General features: G+C 44.4%; 12 protein-coding genes. 4 read left to right on the top strand and 8 right to left on the bottom strand.

Translation table 11 applies throughout. The features are described 5' to 3' along the window. Positions 1-274 precede the first annotated feature (274 nt). Both FTW16_RS07105 and srmB read left to right on the top strand, forming a co-directional pair. Positions 275-1,003: a tRNA1(Val) (adenine(37)-N6)-methyltransferase gene (locus FTW16_RS07105; protein ID WP_146490550.1), complete on the top strand. Its 729-nt coding sequence runs from the start codon at positions 275-277 to the stop codon at positions 1,001-1,003. A 107-nt stretch (positions 1,004-1,110) separates the two neighbouring features. Beyond that, a complete protein-coding gene (gene srmB / locus FTW16_RS07100) occupies positions 1,111-2,376 on the top strand; it encodes an ATP-dependent RNA helicase SrmB (RefSeq protein WP_017630226.1) in 1,266 nt (421 codons plus the stop codon). A 113-nt stretch (positions 2,377-2,489) separates the two neighbouring features. On the opposite strand, the gene yaaA is transcribed toward srmB, so the two are convergent. Both yaaA and FTW16_RS07090 read right to left on the bottom strand, forming a co-directional pair. Next, entirely contained in the window at positions 2,490-3,266 is a 777-nt protein-coding gene (yaaA, locus tag FTW16_RS07095; protein ID WP_048606773.1) for a peroxide stress protein YaaA, read from the bottom strand. 208 nt (positions 3,267-3,474) lie between these two features. Continuing rightward, positions 3,475-4,902 carry an alanine/glycine:cation symporter family protein gene (locus tag FTW16_RS07090; protein ID WP_146490578.1) on the bottom strand — a complete coding sequence of 476 codons (1,428 nt, stop codon included), beginning with the start codon at positions 4,900-4,902 and terminating at the stop codon, positions 3,475-3,477. Positions 4,903-5,611: 709 nt separating this feature from the next. Here FTW16_RS07090 and FTW16_RS07085 point away from each other — a divergent pair. Beyond that, on the top strand, positions 5,612-5,800 hold the full coding sequence (locus tag FTW16_RS07085) for a DUF3545 family protein (RefSeq protein WP_017059319.1): 189 nt from the start codon (positions 5,612-5,614) through the stop codon (positions 5,798-5,800). 144 nt (positions 5,801-5,944) lie between these two features. On the opposite strand, the gene FTW16_RS07080 is transcribed toward FTW16_RS07085, so the two are convergent. The 4 genes from FTW16_RS07080 to nfo all read right to left on the bottom strand — a co-directional run bounded on the left by FTW16_RS07080 (position 5,945) and on the right by nfo (position 8,582). Beyond that, entirely contained in the window at positions 5,945-6,496 is a 552-nt protein-coding gene (locus tag FTW16_RS07080) for a hemerythrin domain-containing protein (protein WP_146490549.1), read from the bottom strand. An 86-nt stretch (positions 6,497-6,582) separates the two neighbouring features. Then, a complete protein-coding gene (gene ung / locus FTW16_RS07075) occupies positions 6,583-7,263 on the bottom strand; it encodes a uracil-DNA glycosylase (RefSeq protein WP_146490548.1) in 681 nt (226 codons plus the stop codon). 180 nt (positions 7,264-7,443) lie between these two features. Further along, positions 7,444-7,566 (bottom strand): hypothetical protein, encoded by a 123-nt coding sequence (locus tag FTW16_RS24715; protein ID WP_261383420.1) that lies wholly within the window; start codon positions 7,564-7,566, stop codon positions 7,444-7,446. A gap of 107 nt (positions 7,567-7,673) precedes the next feature. After that, positions 7,674-8,582 (bottom strand): deoxyribonuclease IV, encoded by a 909-nt coding sequence (gene nfo / locus FTW16_RS07070; protein WP_146490547.1) that lies wholly within the window; start codon positions 8,580-8,582, stop codon positions 7,674-7,676. Between the two features lie 326 nt (positions 8,583-8,908). On the opposite strand from nfo, the gene grcA reads away from it, so the two are divergent. Beyond that, positions 8,909-9,286 (top strand): autonomous glycyl radical cofactor GrcA, encoded by a 378-nt coding sequence (grcA, locus tag FTW16_RS07065; protein ID WP_017059315.1) that lies wholly within the window; start codon positions 8,909-8,911, stop codon positions 9,284-9,286. A gap of 77 nt (positions 9,287-9,363) precedes the next feature. Here grcA and thrC read toward each other — a convergent pair whose 3' ends face one another. Together thrC and thrB are read right to left on the bottom strand one after the other, a co-directional pair. Continuing rightward, complete coding sequence (thrC, locus tag FTW16_RS07060) at positions 9,364-10,647, bottom strand: threonine synthase (protein WP_146490546.1); 1,284 nt, start codon at positions 10,645-10,647, stop codon at positions 9,364-9,366. Beyond that, positions 10,644-11,600: a homoserine kinase gene (gene thrB / locus FTW16_RS07055; protein ID WP_048615050.1), complete on the bottom strand. Its 957-nt coding sequence runs from the start codon at positions 11,598-11,600 to the stop codon at positions 10,644-10,646. The genes thrC and thrB overlap by 4 nt, the downstream gene beginning before the upstream one ends. Positions 11,601-11,603 lie beyond the last annotated feature (3 nt).

Below are 11,603 nucleotides of genomic sequence, written 5' to 3'. Positions count from 1 at the left end.
ACATGAATGTTACAGCTCAAAGCTGCCAATCAATCTATAAAATAGTCGCGCATAATGACGAAACAACTGGCTAGCTGCAAGTCACCACACAAAAACACCATATAAATTTGCATATGAGAACAAAAAGCAGTGAATTCCACTAGCTATTGAAAAATAGCCACAATTATAAACTAACCATAATTCACAACAATAGTTTCCCAAGCAGAACATTGATTCATACAAGTGGTTAACATTAGAGCTAATCACTTAAAATATCTCGATACTCAGAACATTAATGAAAGACAAAACAGTGCAAACTAAAAGCTTCAATTTTAAGCATTTCTCAATTTACGGCGGGCAAAGCGGTATGCCAGTCAGTACTGATGGCGTATTACTTGGCGCATGGGTAAGCCTGCCACAAAGATCATGTGTACTCGATATTGGAACAGGAACAGGTCTGCTGGCCTTAATGGCAGCGCAGCGTTTTGAGGATGCTTCAATCTCCGCGATAGATATTGATCAACACGCCATTGATGCTGCCACAGTCAATATTGATCAGTCGCCTTGGCAAGATCGTATCTCCCTTCATCACGACAGCGTGTTAACGGCCGACTTTCCACAAAGGTTTGATGCGATCATCTGTAACCCGCCCTACTTCAACTCTGGAGAACAGGCGCAGCAAAGCCAAAGAGCCACCGCCAGACACTCCGACAGCTTGGATCACCTAGCGCTTGCCCAGCGTTGTTTTGAGCTAACCACTGAATTCGCGACTGCCAGTTTCATCCTACCGACGCCTGAAGGGGAAGGTTTTATCAAGTTTGCCGAGCAATGTGGTTGGTATCTAGCAAAACGCCTTGATGTGAAAACAACAGATAAAAAGCCAGCTAGCCGAATTCTATTTGAGTTATCTAAAGATCCTGCTTGCGAGCAAGATTTGCAGCGCGAATCGCTTACAATTCACCAGCAAGATGGTTATAGCGAAGCATTTATTGCGCTCACTAAAGATTTTTATCTCAAGATGTAGCAAATACCATGTGATCCTAATCACTAATGCTTCTATAATGTCCGACTACTCTTTTTTATCGTCTGCTTTTTGAGGCAGAAACATTTATTGCTTGTGGAGAAACAACAGTGATCAGAACCTTTGCAGAACTCGATCTAAACCAAGAGCTGCTTAAAGCAATTGACGAAATGGGCTATGAACGTCCAACACAGATACAAGCTGAAGCAATCCCACAAGCGTTAGATGGAAGAGACGTTTTGGCTTCTGCGCCAACAGGTACTGGTAAAACAGCATCATTCGTACTGCCAGCACTGCAGTACCTACAGGATTTCCCACGCAAGAAAGCGGGCCCTGCTCGTATGCTTATCCTGACGCCAACTCGTGAACTGGCAATGCAGATCACTGACCAAGCTCGTGAGCTTGCGAAATACACTGCGCTAAACATCTTCACCATCACAGGTGGTGTGATGTACCAAGAGCACGCTGACATCCTTGGCACAACGCAAGACATCGTCGTGGCGACGCCAGGGCGTCTGATGGAGTACATCGAAGCTGAGCGCTTTGACTGTCGTGCTATCGAATGGCTGATCCTAGACGAAGCAGACCGCATGCTAGACATGGGCTTTGGTCCTGTTGTTGACCGTCTGTCCGCAGAGTGTCGCTGGCGTAAGCAAACTTTACTGTTCTCAGCAACGCTAGAAGGTAAAGGTGTTGAAGGCTTCACTGAAGATCTACTGAAAAACCCTGCGGAGATCGATGCGAAATCATCACTTCGTGAGCGTAAGAAGATCACTCAGTGGTACCACCGTGCAGACACAGCAGAGCACAAGCTAAACATCCTAAAGCACATCATCACAGAACAAGCTGAGCGCAGCATCGTGTTCTTGAAGACTCGTGATCGCCTAGGTGATCTTCGTGCTCAACTAGAAAGCGCGCAAATCCCATGTGCATGGATCCAAGGTGAAATGCCTCAAGATCGTCGTAACAACGCGATTGCTCGTTTCCGTGACGGTTCGGTAAACGTACTGCTAGCGACTGACGTTGCAGCTCGTGGTATCGACCTTCCAGACGTAAGCCACGTAATCAACTACGACATGCCACGTACTGCTGACGTATACCTACACCGTATCGGCCGTACGGCTCGTGCTGGTAAGAAAGGTAACGCGGTTTCTATCATTGAAGCGCACGATCAACTAATGATTGAGCGTGTGGCTCGTTACACAGACGAACCAATCAAAGAACGCTTCATCGAAGGCATGCGCCCAACGCACAAGAAAGCGGCCGTGACGAAGAAGAAGAAGCCGAAGAAAGAAGATAAGAAAGCGGTAGCGAAACAGAAAATCGCTAAGAAGAAGAAAATCGCTAAGAAAAAGAAAGCGGTTAAAAACAAGTAATCTAACGCTTTCAACGATTCAATAAAAAGCCCCATGCAGTTCGCTGCATGGGGCTTTTCTCTATCTAGTGGGTATCTCGCTATATAAGCGTGAATCCCTTTAATCAGTAACGTCTAGTTTTGCTCTTCGCGCTTGAAGACCAACTCTTTCGCGTTCGACTCTTCTTCAACGAAGTAGTAACCCGCCGTATCAAACTGGGTCAGCGCTTCAACCGAGTCAATCTTGTTCTCGATAATGTAACGAGCCATCATGCCACGCGCTTTCTTGGCGTAGAAACTGATTACCTTGTACTGACCATTCTTACAGTCTTTAAATACTGGGGTAATCACTTGGCCATCCAAGTTCTTCGGCTTCACGGCTTTAAAGTATTCGTTCGATGCTAGGTTGATCAACACATTGTCGCCTTGAGCATTCAACGCTTCATTTAGCTTGTCTGTGATGATGTTACCCCAGAACTGGTACAAGTTAGTCCCACGAGCATTCGCTAAGCGTGTACCCATCTCTAGGCGATATGGCTGCATCAAATCTAACGGCTTAAGCAAACCATATAGGCCAGAAAGCATGCGCAGGTGGTTTTGTGCGTAGTCAAAATCTTCATCCGATAGCGTTTCAGCGTCTAGGCCAGTGTATACATCGCCCTTAAAGGCTAGGATTGCTTGGCGTGCGTTGTCTTGGGTAAAGGTCTCGCTCCACTGCTCAAAGCGCGCTACGTTCAACCCTGCGATTTTATCGCTGACTTTCATCAGTGCAGAAATATCGACTGGCGTCAGCTTACGGCACTCTTCAATCAACTCAGCAGAGTGTTCAACAAACTCAGGTTGACTAAAGCGTTCCGTCGCTAATGGTGATTCGTAATCAAGTGTTTTGGCTGGAGAAACGACAACTAACATAACTTTACCCTAATCGGTTATCTAACTGGATGCTGCTAGAGTATAGAAAAAACATCAACTTGTCTTTATGACTCTTCCTATTGTTTCGATAGGGAGAATGAGCTTCGATAGACAGAATGAGACAAATGACAGGCAAAGAAAAAGGCTAAGGTCGAAACCTTAGCCTTTCTAATCACTTTAGGATGAGCCGTTTATCGCCCCAACAAGATTACTTCTTGTTGTTGTCCCAAATACCGTCTTCCAGCTGAGACTTAAGCTCTGGGAAGTCATTCGAATCGAATGTTGGTACTTTACCCGCGTCTAGTTGGCGGTTGTAGTCTTTCGCTAGCTTAATCACGATTCCTGATAGCAGGATAATCGCCACCAAGTTAACAATCGCCATTAGGCCCATTGATACGTCAGCCAGTGCCCATACCGTTGGCAGTGTCGCTAGAGAACCGAACATAACCATACCCAGAACAACGATACGGAACAGCACTAGGCCTTTCTTGTTGTTGTGCTCAAGGAAGATAAGGTTCGTTTCAGCGTACGAGTAGTTTGCAATGATTGAAGTGAAAGCGAAGAAGAAAATCGCTACCGCTACAAAGATGCCGCCCCATTCGCCCACTTGTGCTGTTAGCGCACGTTGCGTTAGTTCGATACCCGTTACTTCACCGTGTGGTACATACTCACCAGACATCAGGATGATTGCGACTGTTGCTGAACAGATAACAATGGTATCCATGAACACGCCTAGCATTTGCACGTAACCTTGTGATGCTGGGTGCGGTGGGTAAGGCGTAGCAGAAGCTGCTGCGTTTGGCGCAGAACCCATACCCGCTTCGTTCGAGAACAAACCACGTTTGATGCCGTTAATCATCGCTTGTGCGATTGCGTAACCTAGGCCACCCGCAGCTGCTTCTTGCAAACCGAATGCACTCTTGAAGATAAGAGCCAATACTTCAGGCACTTTCTCAATGTTCGCAAACATCACGTACATAGCGATCGCTAGGTAAGCCAATGCCATGATTGGAACGATGATTTCTGCAGTACGAGCAATCTTACGGATACCACCGAAGATAACGAATGCAGAGATAATTACGATACCAACACCAACGTAGCTACGCTCAAGGTCAAATGCTGTGTTCATTGCGCTTGCAATCGCGTTTGCTTGAACCGCGTTGAATACAAGACCAAATGCAATGATTAGGAAGATAGAGAATAGAACCCCCATCCAACGCATGCCTAGGCCTTTCTCCATGTAGTATGCAGGGCCGCCGCGGTAGTTACCGTCGTTATCACGCGTTTTGTATAGCTGAGCCAGTGTGCTTTCAGCAAACGATGTTGCCATACCTAGCATTGCGATTAGCCACATCCAGAAGATAGCACCCGGGCCACCAGCGGTTAGTGCTACAGCAACACCGGCCATGTTACCCGTACCTACACGAGCAGCGAGACTAGTACAAAGAGCTTGGAAAGAAGAGATACCAGCACTGTCTGCTTTACGGCTGTTCTTTAGAACAGAGAACATGTGGCCGAAATGGCGGAATTGAATGAAGCCTAGTCGTACAGTGAAGTAGATACCCACACCAACCAGTAAGTAAACTAAGATAGATCCCCAAAGGAGATCGTTCATCAAATTGATTAAGTCTGTCACGTGAACCTCGTAATTGAGTTTAAGCACCGATCATGCTTCCTAGCCTTCCTCTTAATCGCCTATGCCTCTGTCAATGTTGTGTCGGCACTCTTGTTATATTCTTGCGGCGATTGAGACTGTAAATGTCGCTTCATGCATCCATTTTACGTATCAGTGTATTTTTTGACGGGCGGATAATGCAGCGAGACGGCCTAAAAATCAATATGCAAATACACTTATATTAAAATGACATTTCACTAATAACACACCTTTTGTTAACACAACATTCAACAATGCAGCTCAATAAAAGTCACATTATCGGGACATAATATCAACAACAGCCATGGCACCGCCCCAACAGGAACATCATCCCATAAAAATGACGTCAGCCTAGGTTTTACAAGGTATAGTGAAGATATTCGTTTTTTTCTAGGCCAATGATATCCCTATACCGCACGGCACCATATACACTTCAATGCATTGTGATCAAAACGCTATTCCATTCGCACAATGAATTAACATTCAATAACCCCCAATTTAATCGTTTACTTAGGTTTGTTTGCTTATTTTTTGCACATAAAAATTCTCACAATGTGTGAGCATGCATGAGAAAACAGAACAAAAGCTTCATAGATTTGAAACAAATGAGAAACAAATCAAAGTTATTGTAAACCTAAATATGATATTTATTGGTTCGTAAGAACTAGTCCCACGGAAGGAGATATGGCTTATGGATAGCTTTCAATTCGATGAAGTATCAGAACTAGAAATGCCTCGTGTAACTCAAAAATCACGCTCAAAACCACTCAAGCGTAAGTGGCGTGAAATCGAAGCCATCAACGATCGTAGACAGCTTGAAAAAGAGCTGAGAGAAATGAATCTAGGACTCGATTTTAGCCTAGACGATATAAAGCTTTAATCAGCACGATAAGAAATCAGATAGCAAAAGGCACCTATTTAGGTGCCTTTTTTCGTTGATGAGGTGACATTTCTCCCTGTGAGTCGATTTGAAATCCCAGTTATCAGAGAAAGCCCCTCTACTATAGAGGCAACTGCCGACGCACTAAACGCACTCTTGTTCATTTTGTCGAACACGGGCTGCGAGTTGACGATACTGATCAGCAATGGTCTCTCCAAAGACAGGGTCATCTTCCGGTTGAAGCCATTGAGATTCAACTTCTTGCCAATCTTTCACCGTGAACGCCTCAACAATCATTGGTAACACATGCTTCTCTTCATATTCCATATGCTTTCGCTGAGCTTTAACAAACGCTTCAAGCTGCTCAATAAAGACTTGCTGAGGAACCACCGCATCTTGAAGGATCATATCGACCACTCCTAAAAATTCCGCCGTTTTCTCAGAAAGCAATTGATGCTCTAACTCCAAGTCTTCAATCACTTGGTCACCGCCATATTGTTTAAGGTAGTAGCGATAAATAACGTCTTCTTTTGGGTGATGGACCTTCTCTGAATGATTCATCAGGTAATCAACCACCTCAGCGATCAAGCTATAGTTTATTTCTCGCTCTTGTTTTAGAAGCTCTAACTTATTGTTGAGTATCGCGAGCAAACGAGCCATATAGCCATGCTCTCGTCTTATCCTTTCAATCATCATAGTATTGCACTCCATTACACCTACTGTTTATAAGTGTATACGAAGATGCTCATTTATGATTTGACTCTGCTCAGAAAATCACCAACCTACACTTCTGTTGGTAAACGCCAGTCAATAGGTTGTTGATCCATATAAGAAAGTAACTTGTTAGTTGTTGAGAAGTGCTGACAACCAAAAAAGCCACGACGGGCGGATAATGGCGATGGATGAGGCGCAATCAACACATGGTGCTTACCTACATCGATCGCTTGTCCTTTCTTCTGGGCGTGTGCACCCCATAATAAGAAGATGATAGGTTCAGAGCGCTGATTGAGCTCAGCAATGACGGCGTCGGTAAAGATTTCCCAGCCACACTTCGCATGTGAGTGTGCTTTTGCTTCTTCTACTGTAAGGACCGTGTTCAACATCAACACCCCTTGCGATGCCCAAGAATCGAGATAACCATGACTAGGAATCTCAAAGCCCTCTATATCTTGAGCAAGCTCTTTGTACATATTGCGTAGAGAAGGTGGGATTTTCACGCCAGGAAGCACTGAGAATGCTAAGCCATGAGCTTGGTTAGCACCGTGATAAGGATCTTGCCCTAAGATAACCACTCGTACAGATTCAAAAGGCGTCATGTCAAAGGCACTGAATACCTGATCTTGTGGCGGGTAGACTGTTTTCCCACTATTACGTTGCTGTTCAACAAACGCGAGGATACTCTCAAAGTACTCTTTGTCACGTTCATCATTAATAATGGATTCCCAAGTCTTTGGTGTGCTCATCGTTTTACTTCCCAATCATCAAGGTTTCTAGGGGCTTTCGCCAGACAAAAAAATAGCGGTATCGGCTAACTGTCCTAAATAAGGCTCTAGTTATACCTCATACAGCTATCAATAAACATGATGTGTAGGGTTCGCTTGTTGATGAATCATATTAATGGGTTCAATTTAAGTTTATCTCGGTTAGCCACTCTTCTGGGGAGTACGATGGTGACCATGACTATGGATGTGACGGTTCGGTGCTGGCAGACGCGCTGCAGCATGGACTGTTGAAGAAGCACTTGGGGTATAAGTTATAGAATACATAATGGCACCCTCCTCTATTGTTACAGTGAACTACATATTCAACTAAACACTATGAAAGAAAGATGCCAATTTTAGGAATAGAAGGAAATTATTTTTTCCTCTATATATTACGCTTCTTCACTCACTTCCATTGCTGAGCGATGAAACATTCTAAGTTGTTGAATTTCCTCTTTCCAGATCGTCGAATCAATGGTTTCTAAGATGAGAGGGATACCATTAAAGCGAGAATCCGAAGCAATATACTCAAAACAGTCCCAGCCAATTTCGCCTTTTCCTAAAGAATGGTGTCGATCGACTCGACTCGCGAACTCAGCTTTTGAATCATTGATGTGCATTGCTCTTAGATAGTGCATACCCACAATGCGATCGAACTCTGCAAAAGTATGCTCACACGCCGCTTTTGTACGTAGGTCGTAACCAGCAGTAAAGGTATGGCAAGTGTCTAAGCACACACCAACACGTGACTTATCTTCCACCTGATCGATAATCTCTGCTAGGTGCTCAAACTTCCAACCAAGGTTAGTGCCCTGCCCTGACGTATTCTCGATCACCGCGATCACATCAGGAACCGCTTGATGAGCGAGATTGATCGATTCAGCGATCTTTGCCAAGCATTCGCTTTCTGAGATTTTCTTTAAATGACTCCCAGGATGAAAATTCAAAAGCGTTAAGCCAAGTTGATTACAACGCTCCATTTCATCAATAAAAGCCGCACGTGATTTCTCTAGCTTCTCTTCTTCTGGTGCTCCTAAGTTAATAAGGTAGGAGTCATGAGGAAGAATGTGTTCAGCGCTAAAACCTAACATTTTGCAATTGGCCTTAAAGGCGCTGATTGTTTTAGCTTCCAATGGTTTTGCAGCCCATTGTCTCTGGTTTTTGGTAAACAGTGCGAACGCATTAGCGCCAATCTCACGAGCACGCATAGGCGCCTGATCGACACCACCAGCAGCCGACACATGAGCGCCAATAAACTTCATATTTGTTTCCGGTTTTGAGGATGAATTATTGTTTGTCATTAAATCACTTTACACTTTCAGAATGCTTAATAAATAAAGGGTCGTATCGGTTGCAGGTCAATAAAAACACAACAAATGTAGTAAACTTACAACAAATATGGCTGTTAAATATTTTTTATACTTTAAAATATTTTGTAATTACTTTGTTTTCAAAGGTTTTATTGATTTGCCTCAATATAATTACCTTTGTAAAAATATGGTTTTTGGTTGTTTTTTGACTTAAATCAATGATAACCTCATGGGTATTAGGTATATATTACCCAGCTCAATAAAAATCGAAAGTTAACACCATAATCAAACCACATTCAGTGGACTAGGAGATAGTTATGATCCAAGGTATTCAAATTACTAAAGCAGCAAACGATGACCTACTAAACTCAATCTGGCTACTAGATAGCGAGAAGAATGAAGCTCGTTGTGTTGTTGCTACTGCAGGTTTCGAAGCTGACCAAGTTATCTCAGCTGCAGACCTAGGCGAGTACGAAAGCCGTGAAGTTGCAATCGAAGCAGCACCACGCATCGAAGGTGGTCAACACCTAAACGTTAACGTTCTTAAGCGTGAAACGCTAGAAGATGCAGTTGCTCACCCAGAGAACTACCCACAGCTAACAATCCGTGTATCGGGTTACGCTGTACGTTTCAACTCTCTAACAACTGAACAGCAACGTGACGTTATCGCACGTACGTTCACTGAGTCTCTATAATTTTTAGAGCTTAAATTAGAATACAAAAACGGCGCTCATTGAGCGCCGTTTTTATTTGTTCGAAAAACAAATGGACGTTACGGTTGAACTCGACGAAGCACTGCTTTTAGCGCTTCAAAATCGTTATCAAGATCTTCAGACAACAACTCCATTGCCGCGTGTTTTGCTAGCGGGCCAGGCAGTTCGATATCAGAACCTAGGATATCATCAACCACTTCTTTGAATTTCGCTGGGTGTGCTGTACACAGGAACAAACCAGTTTCGTTCTCTTGCAGTTGCTCATCCAATAGACGGTAAGCAATCGCACCATGTGGTTCACATAGGTAACCTTGTGCTTTTAGGTCACGTACTGACTCAGCGCTCTGCTCGTCAGATACTTTACCTTTACCTAATGTATCTAAGCCCCAACCTTTCAGTTGGCAAAGCTCTTCAATACGAGGCCAGTTATTTGGTTGGCTTACGTCCATCGCGTTCGATGTTGTCGCAACGGTCGTTTTTGGATCCCATTGACCTGTTTCTAGGTAGCGAGGAACCGTGTCATTTTCATTGGTTGCTGCGATGAAACGCTTAACAGGTAAACCGAGTGCTTTAGCCAATAGACCAGCCGTTAGGTTACCAAAGTTACCACTTGGTACAGAGATAACGAGGTTTTCACGCTGCTCTTTAGTCAGCTGAGAAGCCGCTTCAAAGTAGTAACAGATCTGAGCCATTAGACGACTGATGTTAATAGAGTTTGCCGAGTTAAGACCAATCTCTTTACGCAGTTCTGCGTCATCAAATGAGTCTTTAACCAGAGCCTGACACGCATCAAAGTCACCATCGATAGCGACAGTGTGAATGTTCTTACCCAGCGTACAGAAAAGCTTCTCTTGCAATGGGCTGATCTTGCCTTTCGGGTAAAGAATCACAACATTGATGTCTTCCATGCCGTAGAAAGCATGCGCAACCGCCGCACCAGTATCACCTGATGTTGCTGTTAAGATAGTGATTTGACCACCATCTGAAACGGCTGCTAAAGACTGAGCCATAAAGCGGCCGCCGAAATCTTTAAACGCCAGTGTTGGACCGTGGAAAAGCTCAAGCGCGTAAACGCCATCTTTTACTTGGTTGATTGGAGCAGGGAATTGGAACGCTGCATCCACCATTTGGTCGATCTGTTCTTTTGGTAGTTCATCGCCAATCAATGCTGACAGAATCTTTGAGCTACGAGGGACAAAGTCCTCTGCTAGCAGCGCATCGATATCATCAAACTTTGGCAGCTCAGATGGAAAAAATAGACCTTGATTACGACCTAAGCCTTGACGAACGGCTTGGCCAAAAGAGACTTTCTCGTCATTTTCTTTGATGTTGTACAGCTTCATAACTCACTTCCTGTAACGATCGAACCTTGCTTATCTAAGCGACAAACGTGAACGAATCCTTCTTCATTTTGTACGTAATTTTGTTCTAACCAGCGTGCAACACGCTCGGCGACATCTTGTTCTTTGCAAATGCTAAATAGAGTTGGGCCACTACCAGAAATACCAGTAGCCAATGCACCTGCCGACAGCGCGTATTTACGAGCGTCAGCAAACCCTGGAAGCAGTTTCTCACGATATGGTTCAGCGATCACGTCTTTGATCATCTTCGCCGCCAGTTCAGGTTGACCTGAGTGACACGCGTGGATAAAGCCCGCTAAGTGGCGACCATGAGCAATGATATCCTGACGACGGTACTGAGATGGTAGGATCTCTCTCGCTTCTGCCGTTGAAACCTTAATGCCCGGATAAGCCATCACCCAGTACCAATCATCAAAACATGGGACTTCTTGGCTAATGATGCCTAGCTCTTCAAGCATTAACTGCACACCACCAAGATAACATGGTGCAACGTTATCATAATGGATACCGCCTGAAATCTTACCTTCCATTTCGCCCATCAGAGCAAGCAGTTCCGTTTCATTCAGTGGTTGACCGTGAAAACGGTTTAGCGCATCAAGTGCCGCTACGATTGAGCATGCACTTGAACCTAAACCAGAACCAATAGGCATGTTCTTTTCGAGTGTCATTTCCAAAGGCTTTAGCGCTACGCCTTTTTTATCAAGCTCTCTAGAGAACACCACCCAGCAGTCGTAGACGATGTTTTCTTTGGCTTCAGTCGGCAGCTTAGAAACAAAGCTACCTGCTGTTTTAAGTGAGAATGGTTCATCACCTGCTTTAACCATAACTCGGTCACCCAGCAGTGTGCCATCCACTGGAGACACAGCGGCCCCCAGCACATCAAACCCTACACTGACATTACCGATTGATGCAGGAGCATAAACGACAACATCCATATC

It is taken from the genome of Vibrio sp. T20, from assembly GCF_007858795.1.
Taxonomy (GTDB): Bacteria; Pseudomonadota; Gammaproteobacteria; order Enterobacterales; family Vibrionaceae; genus Vibrio; species Vibrio satsumensis.
This window is presented reverse-complemented; position numbering and strand designations above follow the sequence as displayed.

Excerpts from the sequence above, each read along its gene's own strand:
- FTW16_RS07105 (WP_146490550.1), top strand. The coding sequence starts at position 275 with ATGAAAGACAAAACAGTGCAAACTAAAAGCTTCAATTTTAAGCATTTC.
- yaaA (WP_048606773.1), bottom strand. The coding sequence starts at position 3,266 with ATGTTAGTTGTCGTTTCTCCAGCCAAAACACTTGATTACGAATCACCA.
- FTW16_RS07085 (WP_017059319.1), top strand. The coding sequence starts at position 5,612 with ATGGATAGCTTTCAATTCGATGAAGTATCAGAACTAGAAATGCCTCGT.
- FTW16_RS07080 (WP_146490549.1), bottom strand. The coding sequence starts at position 6,496 with ATGATGATTGAAAGGATAAGACGAGAGCATGGCTATATGGCTCGTTTG.
- ung (WP_146490548.1), bottom strand. The coding sequence starts at position 7,263 with ATGAGCACACCAAAGACTTGGGAATCCATTATTAATGATGAACGTGAC.
- FTW16_RS24715 (WP_261383420.1), bottom strand. The coding sequence starts at position 7,566 with ATGTATTCTATAACTTATACCCCAAGTGCTTCTTCAACAGTCCATGCT.
- nfo (WP_146490547.1), bottom strand. The coding sequence starts at position 8,582 with ATGACAAACAATAATTCATCCTCAAAACCGGAAACAAATATGAAGTTT.
- grcA (WP_017059315.1), top strand. The coding sequence starts at position 8,909 with ATGATCCAAGGTATTCAAATTACTAAAGCAGCAAACGATGACCTACTA.
- thrC (WP_146490546.1), bottom strand. The coding sequence starts at position 10,647 with ATGAAGCTGTACAACATCAAAGAAAATGACGAGAAAGTCTCTTTTGGC.
- thrB (WP_048615050.1), bottom strand. The coding sequence starts at position 11,600 with ATGGATGTTGTCGTTTATGCTCCTGCATCAATCGGTAATGTCAGTGTA.